Below are 23,989 nucleotides of genomic sequence, written 5' to 3'. Positions count from 1 at the left end.
CGCCCGCGGATTCAGGCGATCGTAGACAAGCTGCTGGACGACTTCGCAACAAAGCCTCAACCCTCCGACCTGGTTAGCGCCTTTACGTTGGCTACGCCGGCATTGGCGATCTCAGAGTTGCTTGGCGTTCCGTACGAAGACCATGACTTCTTTCAGGAACTGGCGATGGTCCTGACGTCGAGTAGTGCGACGCTTGAGGAGGCCATCGCCGCAAATCATGAGTTGTGCGAGGTGTACCTGAAGGGCCTGGTGGCGAAGAGATCGGAGAACCCCGGGGAAGATATCCTCAGCCGCCTCATCGTCAATCACGTACGAAAGGGCGATATCACCGAAACGGACGTTGTTTCCCTTGCAAGGCTCTTGCTGATTGCCGGCCACGAGACCACGGCGAATACGACCGCAATGGGAGTGCTTTTCCTCCTGCAACGACCGGATATCTGGAATGAGCTTCGACAAGACACAAGCCTCGTTCCAAATGCGGTGGAAGAAATTCTGCGCTATCTGGATGTCACACATTCAGGAAAGCGTCGTGTCGCGACCGAGGACATTGTCGTGAACGGACAAATGATCCAGGCGGGCGACCCCGTTGTAGTGCTGAGTGTCTCGGCCAATCGCGACAGCTCGAAATTTGAAGATCCGAATGTGTTCGACCTTCGCCGAGATTCAAGGACGCAGGTCTCGTTCGGATACGGCCCGCATCAGTGCATCGGTCAACCCCTCGCACGGCTCGAAATGCAGATCATGTTCACCGCCTTGCTGGAGCGGTTTCCGAACCTCGAGCTTGCTGTTCCCGTGGAAAGCCTTGAGTTCAAGGGCGATTCACTCATGTATGGCGTCAAGGAACTCCCTGTTCGCTGGTAATCCCGACTTAAATGAGAAGCATCATGAAAATCACAATCTACCCCGAAAAGTGCTGCGGTTCTGGTCAATGTGTCGTCAACGCGCCGGATCTGTTCGACCAAAAGGACAATGGCATCGTCATTCTCTTGAACGCAGAGCCGTCGGCTGACCAATTCGAATCAGCACGCCTGGCGGCTGGCATCTGCCCAGCGCTCGCCATCGAGATTCACGAGGATCAGTGATGAACTCCCCCGAGCACATCGTCGTTGTCGGCGCCTCGGCCGCCGGCATCACGGCAGCACGAGCGCTGCGCGCACAGGGCTGGGGAGGGCGGCTCACGCTGATTGGAAAGGAAGGCGGCATGCCCTATGACCGCCCTCCTCTTTCAAAGCGGCTGATGGCAGGAGAATGTCCGGTAGAGGCGCTCAACCTTGTGTCCGAAGACGGCATGAAGGCGCTGAACCTGCACTACCTGGACGGGACATCGGCCACCGGCCTCGATACGGACGCCAGTTCACTGCAACTCAGCAACGGCTCCACACTTCAATATGATCGCTTGCTGATCGCCACGGGCGCGGACGCTCGAGTGATTCCCAACCTCAGCCAGGCGGCGAACTGCTACAGCCTGCGCAACTTAAACGACGCGCTGGCGATTCGGGAACATCTGACTGCCGGAAAGCGGGCACTAGTAGTCGGCGCGGGCTTCATCGGCACAGAGTTAGCGGCGATTGCAAAGACCAGCGGCTGTGAGGTGACCGTCATCGACAAGTCGAAAGTTCCTCTCGGGGCGCGAGTCGGGGATATCGTTGGGAAGCGGATCGAAAAACTCCATGAAGCCAACGGCGTGGTTTTCCACAACGACTGCGAACTCAGGGAGGTGAAATGGCGTGACCGCACCATTACCGAAGTCCGCTTGGACACTGGGGTTGTGATTGCTTGCGACGTAATTGTTGTGGCTATCGGCGCAGTTCCCAGCGTGCAGTGGTGCAGCGGATTAAACATCCGCAGCGGCGTAGTCTGCAATGAATACTGTGAAGCAGCCCCGAACGTATATGCCGCCGGCGATGCTGCAGAGTGGTTTCACAAAGGCTACGGCGAGCACATGCGTATTGAACACCGGACGAATGCAAGCGAACAGGCGATGGCCGCGGCAAAGAACATGCTCGGCTCTCGCGTTGAATACGCTCCGCTGCCGTTCTTCTGGTCGGATCAGTACCAGGTCCAAATCCACAGCTACGGACGCATCGGCCCTCAATACACCGTTGAAGTTGTCGAAGGGGATCAACTGAAAGACGACTCCTGCATCTTTCGCTACTACCAGGGAGACGTTTTGATGGGCGTTCTTAGTTGGAACGCCAGTAGAAAAGCGCGTGAGCACATCAAGCTGTTGAAGGAGGAGTGGACGAAGAGCCACGCTCCAGCTGCGGTAGCAGGTTAAGGCTGTATTTCATAATAAAAGAGGAGACAACATGACAAAACCCGCTTCGGCTATCCGCAGAGCAGTCCTACTCTGCTCCCTGGCCCTGCCCTCCATCCTGTACGCCCAGCAATCTGGCCCGTTGCCGGTCCGGCTCTTTGTTGGCTACGGACCGGGCGGTGGCACCGACGTAGTTGCACGCGCAGTTGGCGAAGAGCTGGCAAAAATCTGGAATCGGCCCGTAATCGTCGAAAATCGGCCAGGCGCAAACGGGGCGATCGCCAGCAAGGCTGTCGCGCGAGCTGAACCGGACGGTTCGATCCTTCTGGTCATGCCCCCGTCCACGTTGATCATCGACGCAAACTTGCGCCCCACTGTTGCTGTCGATCCCACCAAGGAACTCACCCTTGTGAGCGGGCTAGCCGCAACCCCACTCGTTGTGGTGACCCCGGCTTCCGCGCCATACAACAACCTCGCTGACCTCATTAAGGCAGCTCGTGCGGCCAACGGGAAGTTCACGTACGGATGGGCCAACTTGGGCATGCGTGTCGGTATGGAGGAGTTCGCGCAAAAGACCGGGGTAAAGATGACCCCAGTCGGCTACAAGAGTGCTGGGCAAAGTGTCCCCGCTATCGTTTCAGGCGAGATCGATATGCTCATGATCGATATGGCACCGATCGCGCAACTCGTTAAGGCTGGAAAAGTGAAGGCCTTTGCCGTGTCGACGCCAGAACGCTCGCCTATGCTGCCAAACGTCCCTACATTCAAGGAAGCGGGGATTGACGTCCAGCTTACGGGAACCATCGCCCTGTATGCGCCTGCCAAGATGCCCCAGAACGCAATCAAAAAAATGCAGAGCGATGTCGCTACGATTTTGAAGAACGGCGAGCTTCGCACGCGGATGCAAGGCACTGGAATGGAAGTCATTACGCAGTCCCCGGAGGATTTCGAGGGCTACCTTAAGCAGCGCAAGAAGAGCATTGATGCAGTAATTAAGGTCGGTGATTTTAAGCTCGAATAGATCGACCTCCGTCACAAGCACAGAATTTCGTAGCTAACCTCTTAGTCATTGGAGTACACGCTGTGTATCCAGAATTATCCCTTTACATCAATGGCGAATTTCTCGGCATTGAAGGCCGGCGACACCAGGACGTAGTCAATCCTGCGACGGAGGAGGTCGTTGGGCGACTGCCGCTCGCCACCCGCGAGGACCTCGACACCGCCGTCGAGGCGGCTCATCGAGCTTTCCTGACGTGGCGCGACTCATCGCCTTTGGAACGCAGTGCAATCTTGCGTAAAGTTGCGGAGCTCGCCCGTCAAAGGGCGCCGGAAATCGGCCGCAACATGACCATTGACCAGGGGAAGCCTCTGCACGAAGCCGTGGGCGAAGTAACGGTTTGTGCAGAGCATGCGGACTGGCATGCAGAAGAGGCTCGGCGGATCTACGGCCGCGTGATCCCCAGCCGCAACCCTAACGTCCGCCAGCTCGTGCTACGTCAGCCGGTCGGAGTCTGCGCAGCCTTCACCCCTTGGAATTTTCCCTTCAATCAGGCGATCCGGAAAATCTCTGCCGCGCTTGGCGCAGGCTGTACGATCATTCTGAAGGGACCAGAAGAGACACCGAGTGCCGTGCTGGCGATCGCTCAACTGTTCCATGATGCGGGCCTTCCTCCTGGTTGCTTAAACATTGTATTTGGCGTCCCGGCGGAGGTGTCAGCACACCTCATTGCATCTCCGCTGGTCCAGAAGATCTCCTTTACGGGGTCCACTGCTGTTGGCAAACAACTAGCAGCTCTAGCAGGATCCCATATGAAGCGAATCACTATGGAGCTTGGTGGTCACTCCCCTGCAATCGTCTTCGACGATGCGGATGTCCATACCGCCGCCGAGATGCTTGCAAACTACAAGCTGCGAAACGCTGGTCAGGTATGCGTCTCGCCCTCCCGCTTCTTCGTCCAGCGCGGGGCTTACGATAGGTTCCTCAGGCGTTTTACGGACGTCATTGGCGCAGTGCGGGTCGGCAACGGTATAGACAGCTCGACACAGATGGGACCGCTCGCAAACCAACGCCGTGTTGCTGCAATGGAAGGGTTGATTGCCGACTCCAAAGCGCGCGGCGGAAAGGTTGTCGTGGGAGGGACCAGGTGCAGCGACACAGGACATTTCTTCGCGCCCAGCGTCGTTATAGACATTTCAGACGACTCCATGCTCATGACTTGCGAGCCATTCGGCCCTGTCGCCCCGGTTGTAGCGTTCGACGATCTGGATGAGGTGCTGGCACGGGCGAACAAACTGACTTACGGCCTGTCGTCTTACGTGTTTACCGAGTCAGCGAAGACAGCGCATGCTGTCTCTACCCGCCTTGAGGCCGGCATGGTCAACATCAACCACTTTGGAAGCGCTCTCGCCGAAACACCGTTTGGAGGCATTAAAGATAGCGGTATCGGGAGTGAGGGTGGGACCGAGACGTTCGACGGCTATCTCGTCACGAAATTTGTAACTCAAGTGTAGATCGGGGGCCGCAAAGGGCGATACGTCGCCCTTTCCCCCGAAGCTACGTTCCCAGTCAGGTTTTGGCGCCTAAGTGAGTGTTAGGCGCCTTTTTTATTAGCGTATAGGTCGCGGCAGTGCGCCCCATATTGGGCGATGCGGTTGCTCTCGGCGACTCTGACAACTCCCTGCATGGCTCCGCAGTTGCAGCGCAAGCGCGGCCGGCTAGCGATAAGCCTTCTCGAATCGTGTCGTCTTCCAGGAAGATTTCGTTGGTATTACTCGTGGTCCAGCCACGGTTCTCTTTTGAACATCTTATCGATGATGGGGAACATCGCGATCACCGTCTGCAACTCCTCGGGCGTCAATCCCTCCATGCGCTTGCCCAGTGCCGCCGTCCGCTGTGCGGCCAATTTGCCGGCCACAGCCCGGCCTTCATCAGTAATCTGAATCATGTTGTTGTACGAGCCGACGGGTGCGGAGCGCGCGATTAACTCGGCGTCGACCATCCGCCCGACAATCTGCGTCATCGTAGGCAATCTGACGCCTTCATTCCTGGCCAGATCGCTAACTCGCATCGGCCCTCTTACGAGCAATGCACTAAGAACAGCGCTCTGCGCGGGGGGCACGTGCGCCGCTCTCATTTCCCGCCGCAGCGCTACAACGATCCGCATCAAGCGGGGTCTAAGTTCGTCCGCAAGCATTTCAACCGTAGGTTCTGTCATGTCTACAAAAAGGGGGCAATCACTGAGCAGATGATATAACGATTCAGTGAAGAATGATCGCGCGAAGTACCTGGAGGCACCGAGTCGATATGGTCCGACTGGTGAGGGTAGCGACCACGCAGACAGCGGCGGCGCGTGAAGGGGTTCTGTGCCTGTGGCCGGGTAGCAACTCAAGGCCGGGCCTTGTCGCGTTCGTTCGCGATGGCCGGAGCACCAATCTTGATGGAGAGGGATGACGAGACGAGGCGCTGGCTGGCGCTCTCGTCTCAAGGCGTCGACGCTTGATCCGCCGACGCGCGGAGCTTGCTAACTCAGCTTGACCAGGTCCTTCTTGTACGTCTTCGCCTTGTTAATGTAGTCGTCAGCGTTCTTCTCGATCGCAGCTTTGACTTCCTCCGTTAGTTCACGTACCTGCTTTGCAGGTGTGCCCATGACCAAGCCTCCTGCCGGGAAGTTCTTGCGCTCGCCGATCAAGGATCCGGCCCCCACGAGGCATTGTTGTCCGAGTTCGGATCCATTCAGGATCACAGCCTGAATGCCGACCAGACTACGTGCTCCGACCTTGCAACCGTGAAGCATCGCCTGGTGTCCAATGGAGACCATCTCGCCTACCTCGACGGGAAAGCCAGGATCGGTGTGCAACACAGCCCCCTCCTGGACGTTCACGCCTCGCCTAATCGTGATCTTTTCATTGTCGCCGCGGATCACAGCGCCGGGCCAGATGGACACGTCTTCGGCGATTTCCACGTCGCCGATGATTACCGCATGCTCGGATACATACGAGCTCGGATGAATTGTCGGTTCTTTCTCTCCAATTCGATAGATCGCCACAAAATGCTCCTCTTATCTTGATGTGACTAACTTTTCGCCGACCGCGTTACTTGCAGGAGGCGAAACACTACTGCATGGGCCGCTCTCGCAGCCCGTGCCGACTTCGACGCCGTTTCTTGCCCTGCCGCTAGATAAATACTTGTTCCTCTGGTTGGACTGCCGGCTCGATTGCATCATCCAGTACCTCGATCCAGTGCTTTACTGGCGTGGGCGTTCCACTTTGCAAATGCTGGATGCAACCGATGTTCGCGGACACGATGCAGTCAGGTTGCTTCTCGCTCAGATGCTCGATCTTGCGGTCTCTGAGCTGGAGTGAAATTTCGGGCTGCAGAACGGAGTAGGTGCCGGCTGAGCCGCAACAAAGGTGACTCTCCACGCTGGCACGATGAACGGAAAAGCCCAACTGTCCCAGATGCTCCTCCACCACTCCCCGCAGCTTCTGGCCGTGTTGCAGCGTGCACGGCGGATGGAACGCCAAGGCCGGCTTGTCGCACGCTTTGACTTTGCCGCGCAGTCTTGGCAGAAGTTCAGGAAGCAATTCGCTCAGGTCGCGGGTCAACTCGCTAACCCGAGCTGCCTTCTCGGCGTACTCCGCGTCATGCTTTAGCAAGTCGGCGTAGTCCTTCACGGTCGCGCCGCAGCCGGACGCGTTCATGACAATTGCCTCGACTTCACCGCTGGAAATCGCCGGCCACCAGGCGTCGATGTTTCTGCGCATATCATCGAGGCCGCCCTTGTGATCTCCGGTGTGCAGCCGGATCGCGCCACAGCAACCGGCTCGAGGAACACTTACAACCTGAAAGTCGGCTGCATCGAGTACCCGCGCGGTCGCAGAATTGATGTTCGGCATCATCGCCGGCTGCACACAACCTTCGAGCATGAGCACTTTCCTGGCGTGGCGGCGCGTTGGGCGCTGACCCGCAGGTCTGCTCGGCGTAAGCTTGTTGGCGAGCTTGGAAGGAAGTAGCGGCCGAACCATTCGGCCAATCTTCATGGCCGGCAAGAACAATGGCGAAGTTAGCCCCTCACGCAGCAGCCAACGCACCGCGCGGTCTTTTGGCGGACGAGGAATTCGCTCATCGACTAGCTTCCGCCCAATGTGAACTAGCTTGCCGTACTCGACACCGCTGGGACAGGTGCTTTCACAGTTCCGGCACGTCAAGCAGCGGTCTAGATTCTGTTGGGTGCTTGCTGTGACCTCTTCCCCCTCAAGCAACTGCTTCATCAAGTAGATGCGTCCCCGGGGTCCGTTACGTTCATCGCCCAGAAGCAGGTAAGTCGGACACGTTGCCGTACAAAAGCCGCAATGCACGCACTTGCGCAGAATCTCTTCGGCCTCCGCCCCTTCTGGAGTGTTGGCAAACTCATGACTTAGTTTTGTCTGCATATGGAGCCCCTTACAGGCCGGGGTAGAGTCGACCAACATTGAAGATGCCATCGGGATCAAACGCTTGCTTGAGATTGCGATGAATCTCGAAGAGCGCATCGCTCGGTGGCGTGAACACGCCGCTCCTATGATGCGGATCCCTGAACAGCGTGGCGTGACCACCAAGCGATGACGCCATTTCCCGAACGTCCTCGATGGGATCGTCGGTGTATAGCCATCTCAATGCACCACCCCATTCAATAAGCTGATTCGCGGCCAAGAAGGGTTGGGAGACTGCCGGAACGGAAACACGCCAGAGAGGCGCGTCGCTCTGTGAAAAGAAGTCGTGGCGGTGGTCGCGGACGGCATCCCACCAGGACAACGCTTCGTCTGGTTCCAGCTCAGTCCCGCCCAAACGCTTTCTGGCTTCCGTGACAGCAGAGGCTGCACCACTCAGTCGGAGGAACAGCTTTCCGTCGTGCCAGGCACTCGCATTGACTGGCAATGCTTGCCGAGTCAGCCCGTTTAAGAGAGACAACGCCCCTGCTTCGTCGCGTTCAATGAACAGGGTGATCCTCGATGAATGAATGGGCAGAACCTTCAGCGAGACCTCACAGATAACACCGAGTGTTCCCATTGAGCCCGCCAGGAGACGCGAAACGTCATAACCGGCAACGTTCTTCATCACTTGCCCGCCGAATGTCAGAAGCTCGCCTTTGCCGTTAATCATGGTCGCGCCGAGAACGAAGTCCCGAATGGACCCTACCCCGACGCGTGCTGGCCCGCTCAGACCTGCCGCGACCGCTCCTCCGACAGTACTTCCTTTAGCAAAGCGTGGCGGCTCAAAGGCAAGGTACTGATTGTGCTCGGCCAGCACGGCCTCAAGTTCTTCTAGCGGTGTGCCTGCACGAGCGGTGACAACCAGCTCAGACGGTTCATAGCTGCAAATTCCGCTGAGGCGCCGGACATCACACGGTTCACCCGACGGCTCTTCACCGTAGAAGCATTTCGTACCGCCGCCAACGATGTTGAGAGAGGTCTTCGTTTTTCTTGCATGCAGGACTGTCTCAATCAGATGAGACACTTCCGTGGGGATCGTCGTCATTCTAGAACCTCGGGATTTCTGGATGCGGCAGCATCCCACGCCGAACAGTCATGCGACCATATTCGGCACATCGATGCAGCGTCGGAATTACCTTCCCAGGATTCAAGAGCGATTGCGGATCGAATGCACGTTTCAGCGCAAACATTTGTTCTCGCTCTGCGCCTGAGAACTGAACGCACATTGAGTTCAGCTTCTCCACGCCCACACCGTGCTCTCCGGTCACCGTCCCGCCAAGCGTGACGCTTGTTTCCAGAATCTCAGCGCCGAATTGCTCCGCCTGGTGCAGTTCTTCGGGATTGTTGGCGTCGAAAAGGATCAGCGGATGTAGATTCCCGTCGCCGGCGTGGAACACGTTCACGCAGCGAAGCCCATAGCGCACCTCCATCTCGCTGATTGCTCGAAGGATCGCAGCGAGACTCTTGCGAGGAATCGTGGAATCCATGCACAGGTAATCCGGGCTCATGCGCCCCGTCGCGGGAAATGCATTCTTTCGCCCGCTCCAGAAACGAAGACGCTGCGCCTCGTCCTGACTTGCTTCAAGACGAGTGGCCCCGCTGGCGGTGAGGACGGCATTCATCTTCACAATCTCGTCCTCGACCTCCAACGCCGTCCCATCACTCTCGCACAATAGGATTGCGGCCGCGTCCAGGTCATAGCCAGCATGCACGAAGTCCTCTACGGCGGCGGTCATCGGCTTGTCCATCAGTTCCAGGCCGGCTGGGATGATGCCGGCCGCGATGACGTTGGCTACGGCGTCACCAGCGGCTTCGACGGTGTCGAAGCTTGCAACGATGCATCGCGCAAGTTCTGGCTTAGGAATTAACTTGACGGTGACTTCCAATGTCACTGCGAGCATCCCTTCACTGCCTACAACGACGCCGAGCAAATCGAGCCCAGGGACATCAAGGGCTTCCGATCCAAACTCTATCGCCTCGCCCTGAATGGTGTATCCCCGTACTTTCATTACGTTCTGCAACGTGAGTCCGTACTTGAGGCAATGGACGCCTCCGGAATTCTCGGCCACGTTTCCACCGATCGTGCAGGCAATCTGGCTGGACGGATCGGGGGCGTAGTACAGCCCATACGTAGCGGCTGCCTCACTGATTGCGGCGTTGCGTACACCGCATTGGACCACTGCGGTACAACTCACAGGATCTACCCTGACGATCCGGTTAAAACGAGCGAGCGAAAGGAGCACGCCCATCTCATGTGGGAGCGCACCGCCTGACAATCCCGTGCCTGCGCCCCGAGCCACGACGGGCGCACCGAGCGTCTTGCACGTTCGCAGAATGGCAACAACCTGCTCTTCTGTTTCGGGAAGCACCACGACGAGCGGCTGCGCCCGATAGGCCGTAAGGCCATCGCATTCAAATGGCTGGGTGTCCTCGCGCTGCGACAGGATAAGGTCCCTAGGCAGCACGCCTTCTAGCGCGGAAACCACTTCCGCACGCCGGGCTTCCCTCCGCTCAGCGTCAGTAGGATGTGCCAACCAGCCGTCACGCGTCGCATTCATGACTTTGCCCTCCTGGTGCGATGAAGCTGCGTCGTGCTGTGCCGGTCTATTGGATAATCAGTGCGGAGCGACGGCGCGACCGTAGCGAGCCGGCGAACCGCGCAATCAGCCTGGACGGATGCTGCAGCTCCAAGGCGGAGCGTTGCTTCCGGGCGCTGAGGCTCAAACGTTGAGCGATGAATGCGATGCATTGTGTGGGGAGGTTCTAATACACTTCTGTCAAAGGCGTCGACGAGACGCCATGACTTGACTGTAGACAATCACGCGATATAGCAGGTTGAGAGTTATTTGCGGTTGAGTTGCAGAAAACTTGATTGCCGTGTTTGGGCCGCTCAACTTAGCGAGTCGGTGAGCCACTCCATAAAGGCGGCGCACTCCCATCTCTCCAGGGCCCCAGGTTCCCAGCATAAGTAGTGCGCCATCGGTGAAGGCACGGATCGATCCGATATGCGGATGAGTCGCCCCCCCTCTAGCCATGACTGCGCCATACGGGTCCTCACTAGTGCCACGCCGAACCCGCACGCGGCTGCGTCATAGAGAAGCCCTAGATCGTTGAATTGAGCGCCCACATGCGGCTCCGTTCTCGTCAATCCACATGAGGAGAACCATGTCGTCCAAGGCTCAAGCGGGCTACGTATCAGACGCGCCTGGTCGATTTCACCCGCCATTTCGAAGCCTTCGAAGGGGCCGAACTCGTTGAGATAGGTAGGGCTGCAAGCCGGCGCCACCTCCTCCGAGAGAACGACGCGATGATCGACGTCCGCATATCCGCCGGCGCCGTACCGGATTTCCAAATCGGATGGCTCGGCTGTGACGTCCAGGAATGGGATGGAGACCTGCAAGATAAGGTCGATGTCCGGATACTTGTTGCGGAACAGTTCCAGTTTGGGCATCAGGAACTGCCTGGAGAAAGTTGGGGTCACCGCGACCCGCAGTCGCGTGGAAGAGGCTTTTCCATTTTTGACCGGCATCTGCTGTAGCGCAGCGAGGCCGCTTCGGACATTCGCCAGGTACGCTGCACCATGTGCAGAAAGCGTGAAGTCACTCCGCCCGAAGAGTTCAACACCGAGGTGAGATTCAAGCTGGCGGATTCGATGACTCACGGCGCTGGTTGTTACACACAACTCGTCGGCGGCACGTGTGGCGCTCCGAAGCCTTGCAACCGTCTCGAAGGTGACAAGACATTGAATGGGCGGGATGTGTTGCAGGGCCATATCTTCTCTCCGTTTGGTGGGCTACCCAGGGCGGATATGCCGCATGTCATCGCTTGAGGCCTAGGGAGCGGCCACACTTCTTGCTGCTCTGTCGCTCGAGCACCATGCCAACGCTGCAACGAGCAAGCGCCCCCAGATTGCTTGCTCAGGATCGACTCACTGGGTCCTCAGGCAAGGACGTACGTGACGCCCTGCAAGGGAAGACCACCAAGTAAGTCGCTCTCCAACCCACAGTGACCTCGCCGCGGGAAGGTCTCTTAGCGATCCGATCTCTTCGTCGACTCCTGCTCCAACCCATGGCCGCGACTGCGTTAACTGCTTGACATTATGCCGCACCAATCTAAACTTATGTAATCGATTGCACGCAGTGCTGTTTTCGCCTCATCACCGTACTGGCATTGGTTATTTACAGTCTCTGATGCAGGTTACCGTAACGTATGTAATCGATTACCACATCACACAGGAGGCAACAATGCAGGAACGTCGTCGTAAGTTTTACGGGTGGGGCTATGAGGGTGACACCGTCACGCCGGACGAAATCCGGGAGTTCGAGGCAGCGTGGACACGCTTGCTGGGTGTCGAGCACTTCGAAGCGACACCTTTTCCGACGCCCGAAGAAATTTCGCTGCGCAAACCTCGCGTACAGCTGCCCGCGTCGCTTCGCGAAATCTGCACAAGCGATCATTACGACCGCCTGTATCACACCTACGGCGCGGGCACCATGGATGTTGCGCGCGCAATGCGCCGGGAATTTTCCAACCCGCCGGACGTCATCGCCTACCCGCGCACTGAGCAGGACATCGTGGACCTGTTCGACTGGTGCGGGCGCCAGAACGTTGCTGCAGTTCCGTACGGCGGCGGCACCAGTGTCGTGGCCGGAGTCAATCCGCCGGAGCACGATCGTTACCGCGGCGTAGTTTCCATCGACATGAAGCACTTCGACAAGGTGCTGGAAGTAGATCAGGCATCGCAGGCCGCCCGCATTCAAGCGGGCGTCCTTGGCCCGGATCTGGAGCGACAGCTCAAGCCCACCGGCCTGACCATGCGATTCTTCCTGCAAGCGTGGGAGTTTTCGTCGCTGGGGGGTTGGATCGCAACACGGGCAGCAGGCCACTTTGCAACGGCGTTCACTCAAATCGACGACCATATCGAGAGCATGCGGGTCGTAACACCCCAAGGTGCCATCGAATCCCGCCGTTTCCCGGTGTCCGGCTCGGGGCCCAATCCGGATCGACTTTTCCTCGGCTCCGAAGGCGCACTGGGCATCATTACCGAGGCGTGGGTCAAGCTTCACCGCCGGCCGGTCTTCCGCAAGCAGGTGACCGTACGTTTCCGTGACTATGCGCGCGCTGTCGAGGCCACACGGGTACTGTCTCAATCTGGACTGAACCCTGCCAATGCCCGCCTTGTGGAACGCGAAGAAGCCTTGTACACGGGTTCGAGCGACGGCAGCTATGACATTCTCGTGCTGGGATTCGAGTCCGCCGACCACCCGGTCGAGGCACGCCTGAAGCGAGCACTGGAAATTTGCGCGGAGTGCGGCGGCGAATGGGACGATGATCCGGTCAGCGGAAACCAAGGTGGTGCGGACGCTGCGACATCGAGCTGGCGAAACAAGTTCCTGCGCGGCCCATACCTGCGCGAGTACGCCATTGCTCGCGGCGTCATGCGCGAGACCATGGAAACCGCGTGCACGTGGGACAAGTTCGCCGCTCTTCACGCGCACGTCAAGGCAGAAACGCATCGGGCCATTCGCGAAGTTACCGGCCGCCCGGGTTCGGTGACTTGCCGCTTTACCCACCTCTACCCTGATGGCCCTGCGCCATATTTCACGTGGTTTGCCTATGGCGATAAGGCTCGATTGCCCGAGCAGTTCCAAGCGATCAAACGCATTGGAGAGCAAGCCATGGTGGACGCAGGCGGTACGGTGACCCACCACCATGCGCTTGGTCGGGACCATCGCCCTTGGTACGACAAGGAACGGCCGGAGCTGTTCTGCACCGCGCTAAAGGCCGCCAAGCAGGCCTTTGATCCGCACCAGGTCTTGAACCCTGGCGTGCTGTTCGACCCGAGCTAATTAGTTAGAAACTCAAAAAAGAGGAGTAGGAGATATGGCAGGCCCCCTTGCAGGTATCAAGGTCCTAGACTTGAGCCGGATCCTTGCTGGACCCTGGAGCACGCAACTATTGTCCGACCTGGGCGCTGACGTGATGAAGGTTGAGCGTCCCGGCACCGGCGATGACACGCGAGCTTGGGGCCCGCCGTTCCTTACTCGTGAGGATGGCACGACGACGGAAGAGTCGGCGTACTTCCTTTGCGCCAATCGCGGGAAGCGTTCGATCACTCTGGATGTCAGCAGCAAGGTCGGTCAGGATTTGCTGCACGAGCTAGTCAAAGATTGCGACGTCTTCGTTGAGAACTACAAGTTCGGCGATATGCAACGTTACGGGTTGGACTTCAAGACCCTGAGTGAGATCAATCCTCGGCTCGTCTACTGCTCCATCACCGGCTTCGGGCAGACGGGCCCATACCGCAAGCGGGCTGGATACGATTTCGTGGTGCAAGCCATGGGCGGGCTGATGAGCATCACAGGCGAGCGCGACGGCGTCCCCGGTGGCGGCCCGCAAAAATGCGGGGTGCCCATATCGGACTTGATGACTGGCATGTATGCAAGCGTTGCAATTGTCAGCGCGCTATTTGAGCGAGTCGGCAGTGGCCGCGGGCAGTACATCGATATGAGCCTGCTGGATACGCAGGTGGCGTGGCTGGCAAACCAGGCCTCGAACTATTTGGTGGGCGGGAGCCACCCGCGTCGTTGGGGCAACGCGCACCCCAATCTCGCACCTTATCAGTCATTCCCTGCAAGCGATGGCTCTCTGATCGTAGCAGTCGGTAATGACCGGCAGTTCCGAGCCATGTGCGAAGCGCTGGGTTTAATCAATCTTCCGGATGATGACCGCTATCGACGCAATGCGGATCGTCTAAAGAACCGTGAAAGTCTTGTGGAGGTGCTCTCGGCTCGCTTTGAAGAAGAAGAGAGAGACACGTGGCTCAAACTGCTGGAATCGGTCGGCGTACCTTGTGGCCCGATCCAGAGCATTCCAGAAGCACTGGAGGATCCCCATATCCGGGCGCGTGAAATGGTTTTCTCTTTGCCCCACAGCAGCGGTGCAAGCGCGCCCCAGGTTGCGAACCCTATCAAGTTCTCTCGCAGCAGTATCGACTACCTTCGCGCGCCCCCAGCGCTGGGCGAACACACTGAAACCATCCTGAAAAATGAGCTCGGGAAGTCTGTGGAGCAAATTGAGGCAATGCGCCGCGATGGGACGATCTGACGTGTAATCCGCCCGACCACAGTGATCACCATAAAGATCACGTTCAAAGGAGACAGACATGCATCGATTGCTACGAATTGCGGGGGCATTAGCCGTTTGCGGAGTGACACTGACCATCGGTCTGGCCGCCGCCCACGCTAAGGAATGGCCGGTCCAGCCGATTCGGGTCGTTCTTCCATATCCCCCTGGCGGCGCCTCAGACGTGACCGCCAGGCTCCTAAGCGCTAAGCTTAGCCAGGCATGGGGAGAGTCTGTTGTTGTGGAGAACCGGCCTGGCGCAAACGGCATCATCGCTAATGAAGCCGTTGCGAAGGCGCAGCCTGACGGCTACACCGTGCTGATGGCCAACCTTGGGCCGAATGCCATCAACCCGGCCGTATACGGGAGACTTCCTTATGACACGCTGAAAGACTTTACGCCAGTTGTCTTGGTGACAAAGGTGCCGCTCATTATCGTCACGGCAGCAAATTCGCCGGTGAAGGACCTGCGCCAACTGGTCTCATTAGCAAAGGCCAAGCCAGGACAGATTACCTTTGGATCTGCAGGCAACGGTTCGGGCAGCCATCTGGCCGGGGAACTCCTTAGTACCATGGCTGGCGTCAAGATGAACCACGTTCCCTATAAGGGAGACGCGCCTTCGCTCACAGACGTGCTCGGTCAGCAGATCAATGTTGCCCTTCCCACCGCGCTTGCTGGAATGCCACATGTCAAGAGTGGAAAACTCAGGGCTCTTGCGGTCACGAGCAAGACTCGATTGCCGGCACTGCCCGATGTGCCGACGGTAGATGAAGCGCTCGGGATAAGCGGATACGAAGCCGTTTCTTGGGGTGGATTTATGGTGCCGACCGGGACCTCACCAGCCATCGTTGCTAAGATGAACAGCCAGTTCAACAAAGCCCTTCAGGATCCGGAGGTCCGCGACAAGCTGATGGCTCAAGGCGCGCAGATCGCAGGCGGCACCCCGGAAGCATTCGATGCGTTTCTGCGCACCGAAGTTACGAAATGGAAGCGCGTGGCTGATTCAGCAAAGGTCCGGCTCGACTAGCCCTCACCGGGAATGCCGGTCCGTCGTCGGGATACCCCCCGACGACGGAAACTGCCTGTGGACTACCAAGGTCGTTACAATGACGGCAGTCGGCCGATATCCCAGGCTGAAGATAACCGCTGATCCGATATGGTGAATGTCAAGCAAGTCGCCCTCCTCGCCGGCGTTTCCTCGGCAACAGTCTCCCGTGCACTGACATCGCCGGATCGGCTGCGACCTGACACGCTGGAGCGCGTGCAGAACGCCATCGCAAGCCTCAACTACGTCCCGTCTTCCTCGGCTCGGGACCTGCGTCAAGGGCGCACGCGATCGGTCGGCATCATTGCGCCGACACTGATGAACGAGCTTTACGCGAAAGCGGTCGATACCTTAGAGGCGCAGCTCGATCGGCTCGGATACACCGTTTTATTGACGTGCCACCGGGACGACAGTGAGACAGAACTACGCTGCGCGCGCGCGCTTTTGGAGCGCAGAGTCGACGGAATCGCCATTATCGGGTCACAGCATCACCCTGACGTCTTCTCGCTAATCCACAAGCATGCCATTCCGTATGTCCTAATGTGGGCCGTCGATCGTGAGGGTATGCATCCCACGGTGGGATATGACAATCGCTTGGCGATGCGCAGGTTGACGAGCTATTTGGTCAAACAGGGACATCGAAAGTTTGCCGTCCTCCCAGGGCCACTAGAGACTCAATTTCTCTCCTCTCAACGACTTCTGGGCATCCAAGACGTCCTCAGTGAGAACGGCATTTCGATACCCGACGACCGCATTCTCCCGACACCGTACGAAGCATCTGCCGTCCGGCAAGCGGTTCGGACCTGTCTCGAGCGTAATGACTCGCTGCCGCATCAGGAACAGCCGACTGCCCTGATATGCATCAATGACTTCGTTGCTGTGGCAGCGATCGCGGAGTGCCGCACATTGGGACTATCGGTTCCGAGCGACATCTCAGTTACAGGCTTCGGCGACTGGCAGATGGCGGAACTGATGACGCCCGCACTCACGACCGTACACTCGAATCCCGTTCTGATTGGCGAACTTACTTCTCGTAACCTGGTTGATCAGATTGAAGGCGGGTCCAAACGCATTCAGACCGAGTTCGAGCCTGACCTTGTAGTTCGCGAAAGTACGGCGCCGCCCCAATAGTTGGTGAGCCAAACTACGTTTTGTCGCTACGGACGGAACTCAGCCGTCGCTCTAGCTAGGCCCTCACCGGGCACAAAGCGGTCGAAGCATACGTTGTCCAGCTATTAAATGAAGCGTTGCAGACAACGTTCTGAGGGAATTCTTCAGTCATGCGGGGCGCCTAATGGATATCAGTCTCTGCTCCATCCTGATGTCCGCTTAGGGTGGGCCGGTAAGCGCCGGTCATGCCACTGACCTTTGATTGAGGCGTCAGGGTACCGCCGTTGCCAACTAAGTCGAACGTGTCCCAAAAAGCGGACACATTCGTCCCCTCCGGCGCGAGCCAGAAGCGTCACCGCACGAAAAGGGAGTTCGAACCTATTTCGGCCACCCCGCTTTGGCTGCCGCCGCATCCAGCGCACGAGAAAATCGCCCGATGTCTTCCGGCCGGAACTCGGCCAGAAACAGTTCTTTGACCGCCGCCTCGTAGATGCCCCACATCTTCTTGCGCAAGGCCTTACCTTGCCGTGTGACGGACACGAACGCGGCGCGGCCGTCTTCCTCTGACCGGATACGGGTCACCAGCTCTTCACGCTCCAGCCGGTCAATCAGGCGAGTCAGGTTGTACCGCTCGATGGCAAGCACATCGGCCAGCTCATGCATCCGGCGGCTTTCCTCCGGCCCGCTTTCAATCCCCCACAGCACGTCGTACCACGCGTAGACAGGCAGTCCAGCCTCGGCAAGACGCCGATCCACCTCACGTATCAAGGCCCGGTGCGACCGTACAAACGAAAACCACAAATCCGGCTTCTCAGTCGACATGGTATCTCCAATAGTTGCAGTTGCAATTATGCCGCAGAGCGCTCACAATGCCCAGACGATTGCAACTGCAATTTATTTGAAGCGCAATGGCCACGCCTATCCGACCGGGCCTGATGCGAACCGAAGCCCCGTCAATCCCATGGAGACAGAGATGAATGCCCCGGTGTTGCCGCTACACGTATTGCCGCTGGATGTGGACCCGCAGGAAACCCAGGAATGGATTGAGGCCCTGGCCGCCGTGACCGAAGTGGAAGGCCGCGAACGCGCCCACTACCTGATCGGCCGCCTGCATGAATCGGACGCGGCCCGACACGGGGATTTCCATGGCGCAATCACGACGCCCTACGTCAATACGATTGCCGAATCGGGCGAGCAGCCGTACCCAGGCGACACCTCGATCGAGCGCCGACTGGCCGCCATGGCGCGCTGGAATGCCATGGCGATGGTGTTGCGGGCGGGCAAGCACTCCAACGTCGGCGGGCATATCGCCACATATGGGTTCTCCGCTTTCTTCTGATGTCTACGGGTCGACCTTCGATTCTGTTGTTGAGGGTAAACCCCCCTTTGCGCCACATAGGTAGGCTACCTAACATTAGCCACCAATCGCCCTCGGAGATATTTCCATGACGGAGTCGCCTGCTCCCACCCCTTCCTCCAACCCATCTTCCGCGGTAGAAGGGCGCTGTCCTTTTGATGCGGCTGCGAACGAGCCGAAATCAGCGTGTCCTTTTCACGCTGAGGGCGACAGCGGCGGAATCCCAGATTTCCCCCCTAAGCGCGTAGATCCCTTGGCGCCGCCGCCGGTGTTCTTCCAGATGCAACAGAAGGGCGAATTGGCACAAGGTAAGCTTTGGGACGGAAAGATCGCTTGGCTTGTCACGCGTTATGACGATGTTCGCGCTGTCTTGTCGGACTCTCGCTTTAGCTCCGACGTCTCACATCCGGGATTTCCCTCTTCCAGCGCCGCAGTAAAGGTTGTTCGGAGTAGTAACCGGACCTTCATTACCATGGATGAACCCAAGCATTCAGAGCAACGGCGGATGCTGACCAGCGAATTCACGATCCGAAAGATCGAGAATCTGCGGCCGCGACTTCAGGCCATCGTGGACAAGCTCTTGGAAGATTTTGCGATGGGGCCGCAGCCTTCTGACCTGGTTAGCGCCTTTACATTGGCGACACCAGCATTGGCTATCTCAGAGTTGCTTGGTGTTCCATACGACGATCACGACTTCTTCCAAGAACAGGCGATGATCATGACGTCGAGCACCGCGACGAGGGAAGAGGCTAGCGCCGCGAATCAAGCGTTGTGCGAATACCTGCGTGAACTGGTGGCGAAGAGATCCGAAAGCCCCGGGGAGGACATCCTCAGTCGCCTTATCGTTAATCATGTACGGAAGGGCGATATCACTGAAACAGACGTGGTCTCGCTTGGAAGGCTTCTGCTGATTGCCGGGCACGAGACGACGGCAAATACGACGTCGATGGGGGTGCTCTTCCTACTTCAGAGGCCGGACATCTGGGAAGAGCTTCGCCAGAATCCAAGCCTCGTTCCAAACGCGGTGGAGGAGATGCTACGCTTCCTGGATGTCATACAGTCCGGGACGCGACGTGTCGCACTGGAGGACGTTGTCGTGAATGGGCAATTGATCCGAGCCGGTGATCCCGTTGTCGTGCTTAGTATTTCCGCAAATCGCGACCAGGAGCAGTTCAAAGATCCCCACGTCTTTGACCTCCGCCGTGATGCCCGGACACAGATCGCATTCGGATACGGCCCGCATCAGTGCATGGGACAAGTTCTCGCCAGAGTCGAAATGCAGATCATGTTCACCGCCCTACTGAAGCGCCTGCCGAATCTTCGGCTGGCCGTGCCCATCGAGAGCCTCGCGTTCAAGAGCGATTCGCTCATGTATGGTGTTAGGGCACTGCCCGTTAGCTGGTAAATCCACTACGGCGAATCACGATGAAAATCACAATCTATCCCGAAAAATGCTGCGGTTCCGGCCAATGCGTCGTCAATGCGCCGGATCTGTTCGACCAAAAGGATGACGGAATCGTCATTCTTTTGAATGCCGATCCGTCGGCCGATCAATACAAAATCTGCACGCTTGGCTGCTGGGATCTGTCCGGCGTTGGCAATCGAGATTCACGAGGCTCTCTGATGATTCCCCTAAGCAAATCGTAGTCATCGGGGCAACGGCCGCCGGCATCACGGCGGCACGAGCAGCCTGCGCGCGCGAGGCTGGGGCGGATGGTACTTCCATCGCAAAAGAGGGCGGCCTGCCCAACGGCCGCCCATCTCTTTCGAAGCGGTTGATGGCTGGCAAACGTTCAGTAGAGCTCCTCTAAATAGATCGCCTAGCGGGCATAAAATTTCATTCCGCAAATAACATCTGCCGAAACTTTAAATCTATTATAGAAAGATGACTCAAAGTCATAGGATTGGCTCCACCCAATTCTGTTCGAAATATCCGGTATAGATCTTTCCAGTCCTGCCAATTCGAACAGCGAACGCATAAGCCGCTGCGTGTTACATATTTCCGTGAAGCAATTGCCCTGGCTGAAGAGGGTCCGCCTGACTCTCGAGGATGTTGTCTGCAAACTATCCGCTATATCTGCAATATTCCAAGCTTCCTTTGGATTCATAAACACCGACAATGAAATTGCCTCCCAAAGCGGCCTGGAATCCCACAGATCGTGCATTGGTTGATCACGCACCACAGAATAACTAGTTACATCCAGATCGAAGCTGCAATGCGAGCTCTTAAAAATAGAGCCGCCCAAGAACAGACTCGCAGGAGAAAAAGCGGGGAGCTTCACGAACTTCCCCTCTTTAATTACGCGTGAATAGCCTTGTCGGATGATTATCTGCTCGCCACTCAACGAAGTCACTTTCATTGGAATTGGAAGAAAAATATCATGGATCCCGACTTGGCTTCGTGACTGAAGTTGCGTCTGCATCAATTACGCTACTATCCCGGTCCGATACTATGAGCAGCGCGAGGATGTACCACCGCGCTGCCGGAAACGATGAGGGTCACCCGCCATCGCAATTCATCGAGCACTTACTCTTCGCGGCGCCTTAGGCAGCCTTGTCAAGCTCGGGATGCATGGAGTCCGACATCTGCGCCAGATGATGCAGCGTATCTCCGAACACCGATTCCATTTGGGTAAGGCGTCTAAAATAGTGGCTGACGATATACTCATCCGTCATTCCAATCCCACCGTGCAATTGCACGGCCTGCTGGCCGACGAATCGCATCGACCCGCCCAACTGATATTTCGCTTGTGCCATGGCGCGACGTCTCTGGTTCGCCGGCGCGTTGACGTTGAGCGAGGCGTAGTAGCTCATAGACCTCGCGAGCTCTAGACTCATCTTCATATCTGCGACGCGGTGACGCAACGCTTGGAAGCTCGCGATAGCGACGCCGAACTGCTTGCGCGTCTTCATGTAATCCACCAGAGCCTCCAGGGTTACGTCCATCACGCCCACGGCCTCTGCACACGTCATTGCAATGCCAAGATCCACGGCATACGACAGGCAATCCTGGCCTTCGCGGGTGACTAGCGTGCCCGGCGCCTTCGACAACGTCAGCTCCGCGGCGCGCGAGCCGTCGACAGTTTGATAAGGGTGTACCAATACACCTGGGGCGGAGCGCTCCACAAGGAACGCTCCGAGAGTGTCAGCAATCATGGCGGGTACAATGTACGCAGCAGCATGATCGCCAACCGGCACGAGGCTCTTACTCCCAGTAAGCTCCCAACCTTCCGCCGTCTCGACTGCTCGCGTCTCGCACGTATCGATGCGATAACGATTCGCGCGCTCCTGCTGGGCCAGTACGACCAGACTTTCTCCAGAAGCGATCGTAGGCAGCCACGCCGCACGTACGCTTGCTTCGGCGTAGTTCGACAGCACTGCACCCGCAAGTAGAACTTGCGCCAGCGGTTCGAGTACGATGCCCCGCCCCAGTTCCTCCATAACCACCATAACGTCGACCGGCCCCATACCGACGCCGCCATACTCTTCTGGGACGTAAAGTCCAGTCAGCCCAAGCTCCGCAAGCTCCGAATACGCGTCCGGGGAAAATCCGCCGCTGCTCTCGGAACTGCGACGGTGCTCAAACGTATAGCTACGCTTTACCCACTTTCTTACTGCATCTCGCAGTTGGTCCTGGTCGTCAGTGAATTCGAAATCCATGCTCTACTCCTTTATCCGAGGACCACTTGCGAAACAATGTTACGCTGCACTTCATTGGAGCCACCGTAGATAGTGGTTTTCCGCAGATTAAAATATGTCGCGGCAAGCGGAGCGTTCCGTCGCTCTCCACCTGGGAACTCGCCATCCCACTCCGTCAACATAGCGTCTTGAATAAATGGGAGGCTATAGGGACCTGCAGCCAGCATCATCAATTCACTGTAGCGCTGTTGAATCTCACTGCCTCGGATTTTCAGTAGGCCTGCGATATCCAATGGATTCTTCCCGGATTTTTCTGCCGAGATAACGCGAAGAACCAGCATTTCGAGCGCGATAATATCTACCTCGAGCTTCGAAACCTCGTCTTTGAAACGAGGGTCGTCCATCATGCCTTCTGCAGCCGCGATTCGCTTCAGGCGTCGGAGCTCACGCTTGGCACGCCCGACTTCTGCAATGTTCGAGCGTTCGTGACTGAGAAGGTGTTTGGCATAGGTCCAGCCCTTATTTTCTTCGCCAATCAGGTTCTCAACGGGGACCTCAACATTGTCGAACCAGACCTCATTGACCTCGCACTCGCCGTCCAGCAGCTTAATGGGCCGAACCGTGACGCCAGGCGAACGCATGTCAATGAGCAGGAAACTGATCCCTGCCTGCGGCTTCCCTTCTGTATTGGTCCGGACGAGACAGAAAATCCACTCCCCGTACTGAGCCAACGTGGTCCAGATCTTTTGACCATTGACTATGTACTTGTCTCCCTTTCGCTCCGCTCGTGTCTTGAGCGAAGCCAGGTCGGAACCCGATCCCGGCTCGCTGTAACCCTGGCTCCACCAAACATCGCCCGTCACAATGCCGGGCAAGAAGCGCGCCTGTTGCTCAGCGTTACCAAATGCCATGATGACTGGTGCCACCATGACAGGCCCATAGGGCACGAGTCGCGGTGCTCCTGCCAACGCGCACTCTTCCTCGAATATGTGCCGCTGCACTGGTGTCCAGCCCGTGCCGCCGAACTCGACTGGCCACTTATACGTCAGCCAACCCTTTTTCCCCAGAATTTGGTGCCAACGCTGCATATCGGTGCGGGATAGCTGCAGTCCGTTGTGCACCTTGTGCGAGATCTCCTTCGGCAAATGGGCGTCGATCCACGCATGTACCTCTTTTCTAAATTCCTGCTCTTCTTCTGTGAAATTCAGATCCATTTCTCAGTCCCCTACTGTGTTAGTTAGTCCTAGCGGCCCACGAAAACGGGAGCGCGACGCTCCTTGGCCGCCAACGCCCCTTCCCGGGCGTCTTCACTCCTGGCCAGCATCTGAGCTTGGTACTGGGCGCTATAGCCTGCCTCAACCAGTCCTACCGGAATCGAGTGTCTCGCCGCCTGTTTGAGGAAACGCAGTACCAGCGGCGCTGCGCTCGCAATCTGACGCGCTGTCACTAGAGCTGCCTCTGTTTCGCTTCCTGGTTCACAGAGTTCGTTTACGAATCCGACTTCATAGGCCCGTTGGGCGGATACCGGGCGCCCGGTCAACATGAGCTCCATCGCGATCTTGTGGGGAATCCGACCGACCAGCGAGCTAATCAAGCCGGCTGCCATGCCTAGGCGACCTTCGGGATAAACGAAGGTCGTTGCCGAAGTCGCTACACAAAGATCGCAGAATGCAAGCATCGATACGCCCGCCGCTATCACGGGGCCATTAACCGCTGCAATAACCGGCTTTCCAATGTCAAATGCGACATTGGGAATGGCATGCCAAAAGGAATCCGGTGGATCGTTCGTGTCGAGGCCTGCCGTAAACACCGACCCCTCTGCACGTAGCAGGGCAACGCGATCCTCTGAGCCCGCGAAGTCTTGCCACGCGTCGTGCAACGCGTCGCACATTTCCGAGTTCAGCGCGTTTCTCTTATCCGGCCGATTCATCGTAATGACCCGGACGAAATTTTCTGATTCGATTTTTATCAACTCGGCCATGGC

Annotated in this window: 22 protein-coding genes and 1 pseudogene; 12 read left to right on the top strand and 11 right to left on the bottom strand. The window is 57.6% G+C overall.

The features are described 5' to 3' along the window. From GA566_RS29790 to GA566_RS29770, 5 genes are all read left to right on the top strand, one after another. Positions 1 to 861 (top strand): cytochrome P450 (locus tag GA566_RS29790; RefSeq protein ID WP_160475105.1); only part of this gene is annotated, 861 nt, incomplete at its 5' end. A 23-nt stretch (positions 862 to 884) separates the two neighbouring features. Then, the gene (locus tag GA566_RS29785; protein WP_043355325.1) at positions 885 to 1,082 is read left to right on the top strand and encodes a ferredoxin; all 198 of its coding nucleotides are present in this window, start codon (positions 885 to 887) and stop codon (positions 1,080 to 1,082) included. Then, the gene (locus GA566_RS29780; protein WP_062794398.1) at positions 1,082 to 2,278 is read left to right on the top strand and encodes an NAD(P)/FAD-dependent oxidoreductase; all 1,197 of its coding nucleotides are present in this window, start codon (positions 1,082 to 1,084) and stop codon (positions 2,276 to 2,278) included. The genes GA566_RS29785 and GA566_RS29780 overlap by 1 nt, the downstream gene beginning before the upstream one ends. Before the next feature lie 31 nt (positions 2,279 to 2,309). Then, positions 2,310 to 3,278, top strand: coding sequence for a tripartite tricarboxylate transporter substrate binding protein (locus tag GA566_RS29775; RefSeq protein ID WP_043355327.1), 969 nt, complete (start codon positions 2,310 to 2,312; stop codon positions 3,276 to 3,278). Between the two features lie 62 nt (positions 3,279 to 3,340). Then, positions 3,341 to 4,768, top strand: a complete 1,428-nt coding sequence (locus GA566_RS29770; RefSeq protein ID WP_062794397.1) for an NAD-dependent succinate-semialdehyde dehydrogenase — start codon at positions 3,341 to 3,343, stop codon at positions 4,766 to 4,768. A gap of 257 nt (positions 4,769 to 5,025) precedes the next feature. On the opposite strand, the gene GA566_RS33455 is transcribed toward GA566_RS29770, so the two are convergent. The 6 genes from GA566_RS33455 to GA566_RS29740 all read right to left on the bottom strand — a co-directional run bounded on the left by GA566_RS33455 (position 5,026) and on the right by GA566_RS29740 (position 11,501). After that, the gene (locus GA566_RS33455) at positions 5,026 to 5,391 is read right to left on the bottom strand and encodes a MarR family transcriptional regulator (RefSeq protein WP_224040759.1); all 366 of its coding nucleotides are present in this window, start codon (positions 5,389 to 5,391) and stop codon (positions 5,026 to 5,028) included. Positions 5,392 to 5,778: 387 nt separating this feature from the next. Further along, the gene (locus GA566_RS29760; RefSeq protein WP_043355330.1) at positions 5,779 to 6,303 is read right to left on the bottom strand and encodes a gamma carbonic anhydrase family protein; all 525 of its coding nucleotides are present in this window, start codon (positions 6,301 to 6,303) and stop codon (positions 5,779 to 5,781) included. A 127-nt stretch (positions 6,304 to 6,430) separates the two neighbouring features. Continuing rightward, positions 6,431 to 7,690, bottom strand: coding sequence for a glycolate oxidase subunit GlcF (glcF, locus tag GA566_RS29755; RefSeq protein WP_043358198.1), 1,260 nt, complete (start codon positions 7,688 to 7,690; stop codon positions 6,431 to 6,433). A 10-nt stretch (positions 7,691 to 7,700) separates the two neighbouring features. Next, a complete protein-coding gene (gene glcE / locus GA566_RS29750; protein ID WP_062794395.1) occupies positions 7,701 to 8,774 on the bottom strand; it encodes a glycolate oxidase subunit GlcE in 1,074 nt (357 codons plus the stop codon). Position 8,775: 1 nt separating this feature from the next. Then, on the bottom strand, positions 8,776 to 10,287 hold the full coding sequence (locus GA566_RS29745; RefSeq protein WP_043355338.1) for an FAD-linked oxidase C-terminal domain-containing protein: 1,512 nt from the start codon (positions 10,285 to 10,287) through the stop codon (positions 8,776 to 8,778). Positions 10,288 to 10,619: 332 nt separating this feature from the next. Next, the gene (locus GA566_RS29740; protein WP_043355340.1) at positions 10,620 to 11,501 is read right to left on the bottom strand and encodes a LysR substrate-binding domain-containing protein; all 882 of its coding nucleotides are present in this window, start codon (positions 11,499 to 11,501) and stop codon (positions 10,620 to 10,622) included. Positions 11,502 to 11,973: 472 nt separating this feature from the next. Between GA566_RS29740 and GA566_RS29735 the strand changes: the two genes are divergently transcribed. From GA566_RS29735 to GA566_RS29720, 4 genes are all read left to right on the top strand, one after another. Next, positions 11,974 to 13,578, top strand: coding sequence for an FAD-binding oxidoreductase (locus tag GA566_RS29735; RefSeq protein ID WP_137924359.1), 1,605 nt, complete (start codon positions 11,974 to 11,976; stop codon positions 13,576 to 13,578). A gap of 34 nt (positions 13,579 to 13,612) precedes the next feature. Then, positions 13,613 to 14,836: a CaiB/BaiF CoA-transferase family protein gene (locus tag GA566_RS29730; RefSeq protein ID WP_043355344.1), complete on the top strand. Its 1,224-nt coding sequence runs from the start codon at positions 13,613 to 13,615 to the stop codon at positions 14,834 to 14,836. A gap of 58 nt (positions 14,837 to 14,894) precedes the next feature. Next, positions 14,895 to 15,881 carry a tripartite tricarboxylate transporter substrate binding protein gene (locus GA566_RS29725; RefSeq protein WP_043355346.1) on the top strand — a complete coding sequence of 329 codons (987 nt, stop codon included), beginning with the start codon at positions 14,895 to 14,897 and terminating at the stop codon, positions 15,879 to 15,881. Positions 15,882 to 16,010: 129 nt separating this feature from the next. After that, positions 16,011 to 17,030, top strand: coding sequence for a LacI family DNA-binding transcriptional regulator (locus GA566_RS29720; protein ID WP_043355348.1), 1,020 nt, complete (start codon positions 16,011 to 16,013; stop codon positions 17,028 to 17,030). A 357-nt stretch (positions 17,031 to 17,387) separates the two neighbouring features. Here GA566_RS29720 and GA566_RS29715 read toward each other — a convergent pair whose 3' ends face one another. Continuing rightward, positions 17,388 to 17,831, bottom strand: a complete 444-nt coding sequence (locus tag GA566_RS29715) for a MarR family winged helix-turn-helix transcriptional regulator (RefSeq protein ID WP_043355349.1) — start codon at positions 17,829 to 17,831, stop codon at positions 17,388 to 17,390. 151 nt (positions 17,832 to 17,982) lie between these two features. Between GA566_RS29715 and aceE the strand changes: the two are divergent. From aceE to GA566_RS29700, 3 genes and pseudogenes are all read left to right on the top strand, one after another. Beyond that, positions 17,983 to 18,345 (top strand): annotated as a pseudogene (gene aceE, locus GA566_RS29710) (pyruvate dehydrogenase (acetyl-transferring), homodimeric type); the annotation flags it as partial. A 109-nt stretch (positions 18,346 to 18,454) separates the two neighbouring features. Beyond that, positions 18,455 to 19,771, top strand: a complete 1,317-nt coding sequence (locus tag GA566_RS29705) for a cytochrome P450 (RefSeq protein ID WP_081201625.1) — start codon at positions 18,455 to 18,457, stop codon at positions 19,769 to 19,771. 20 nt (positions 19,772 to 19,791) lie between these two features. After that, the gene (locus GA566_RS29700) at positions 19,792 to 20,013 is read left to right on the top strand and encodes a ferredoxin (RefSeq protein ID WP_196765233.1); all 222 of its coding nucleotides are present in this window, start codon (positions 19,792 to 19,794) and stop codon (positions 20,011 to 20,013) included. A gap of 173 nt (positions 20,014 to 20,186) precedes the next feature. On the opposite strand, the gene GA566_RS29695 is transcribed toward GA566_RS29700, so the two are convergent. The 4 genes from GA566_RS29695 to GA566_RS29680 all read right to left on the bottom strand — a co-directional run bounded on the left by GA566_RS29695 (position 20,187) and on the right by GA566_RS29680 (position 23,986). Further along, a complete protein-coding gene (locus tag GA566_RS29695; RefSeq protein WP_124684263.1) occupies positions 20,187 to 20,789 on the bottom strand; it encodes a hypothetical protein in 603 nt (200 codons plus the stop codon). Between the two features lie 121 nt (positions 20,790 to 20,910). Continuing rightward, entirely contained in the window at positions 20,911 to 22,026 is a 1,116-nt protein-coding gene (locus tag GA566_RS29690) for an acyl-CoA dehydrogenase family protein (RefSeq protein ID WP_043355352.1), read from the bottom strand. A gap of 11 nt (positions 22,027 to 22,037) precedes the next feature. Continuing rightward, positions 22,038 to 23,219, bottom strand: coding sequence for an acyl-CoA dehydrogenase family protein (locus tag GA566_RS29685; protein ID WP_043355354.1), 1,182 nt, complete (start codon positions 23,217 to 23,219; stop codon positions 22,038 to 22,040). Positions 23,220 to 23,248: 29 nt separating this feature from the next. Continuing rightward, entirely contained in the window at positions 23,249 to 23,986 is a 738-nt protein-coding gene (locus tag GA566_RS29680; protein WP_043355356.1) for an enoyl-CoA hydratase/isomerase family protein, read from the bottom strand. Positions 23,987 to 23,989: the final 3 nt, after the last annotated feature.

This window comes from Cupriavidus sp. SW-Y-13 (genome assembly GCF_009793345.1).
Classification (GTDB): Bacteria; Pseudomonadota; Gammaproteobacteria; order Burkholderiales; family Burkholderiaceae; genus Cupriavidus.
Note: the sequence above shows the minus strand (reverse complement) of the source record. Positions and strands in the feature narration are given on the sequence as shown.

Bases quoted from the DNA above. Each gene is read 5' to 3' on its own strand.
- GA566_RS29785 (WP_043355325.1), top strand. From the start codon at position 885: ATGAAAATCACAATCTACCCCGAAAAGTGCTGCGGTTCTGGTCAATGT.
- GA566_RS29780 (WP_062794398.1), top strand. From the start codon at position 1,082: ATGAACTCCCCCGAGCACATCGTCGTTGTCGGCGCCTCGGCCGCCGGC.
- GA566_RS29775 (WP_043355327.1), top strand. From the start codon at position 2,310: ATGACAAAACCCGCTTCGGCTATCCGCAGAGCAGTCCTACTCTGCTCC.
- GA566_RS33455 (WP_224040759.1), bottom strand. From the start codon at position 5,391: ATGAGAGCGGCGCACGTGCCCCCCGCGCAGAGCGCTGTTCTTAGTGCA.
- glcF (WP_043358198.1), bottom strand. From the start codon at position 7,690: ATGCAGACAAAACTAAGTCATGAGTTTGCCAACACTCCAGAAGGGGCG.
- glcE (WP_062794395.1), bottom strand. From the start codon at position 8,774: ATGACGACGATCCCCACGGAAGTGTCTCATCTGATTGAGACAGTCCTG.
- GA566_RS29745 (WP_043355338.1), bottom strand. From the start codon at position 10,287: ATGAATGCGACGCGTGACGGCTGGTTGGCACATCCTACTGACGCTGAG.
- GA566_RS29740 (WP_043355340.1), bottom strand. From the start codon at position 11,501: ATGGCCCTGCAACACATCCCGCCCATTCAATGTCTTGTCACCTTCGAG.
- GA566_RS29735 (WP_137924359.1), top strand. From the start codon at position 11,974: ATGCAGGAACGTCGTCGTAAGTTTTACGGGTGGGGCTATGAGGGTGAC.
- GA566_RS29730 (WP_043355344.1), top strand. From the start codon at position 13,613: ATGGCAGGCCCCCTTGCAGGTATCAAGGTCCTAGACTTGAGCCGGATC.
- GA566_RS29725 (WP_043355346.1), top strand. From the start codon at position 14,895: ATGCATCGATTGCTACGAATTGCGGGGGCATTAGCCGTTTGCGGAGTG.
- GA566_RS29720 (WP_043355348.1), top strand. From the start codon at position 16,011: ATGGTGAATGTCAAGCAAGTCGCCCTCCTCGCCGGCGTTTCCTCGGCA.
- GA566_RS29715 (WP_043355349.1), bottom strand. From the start codon at position 17,831: ATGTCGACTGAGAAGCCGGATTTGTGGTTTTCGTTTGTACGGTCGCAC.
- GA566_RS29705 (WP_081201625.1), top strand. From the start codon at position 18,455: ATGACGGAGTCGCCTGCTCCCACCCCTTCCTCCAACCCATCTTCCGCG.
- GA566_RS29700 (WP_196765233.1), top strand. From the start codon at position 19,792: ATGAAAATCACAATCTATCCCGAAAAATGCTGCGGTTCCGGCCAATGC.
- GA566_RS29695 (WP_124684263.1), bottom strand. From the start codon at position 20,789: ATGCAGACGCAACTTCAGTCACGAAGCCAAGTCGGGATCCATGATATT.
- GA566_RS29690 (WP_043355352.1), bottom strand. From the start codon at position 22,026: ATGGATTTCGAATTCACTGACGACCAGGACCAACTGCGAGATGCAGTA.
- GA566_RS29685 (WP_043355354.1), bottom strand. From the start codon at position 23,219: ATGGATCTGAATTTCACAGAAGAAGAGCAGGAATTTAGAAAAGAGGTA.
- GA566_RS29680 (WP_043355356.1), bottom strand. From the start codon at position 23,986: ATGGCCGAGTTGATAAAAATCGAATCAGAAAATTTCGTCCGGGTCATT.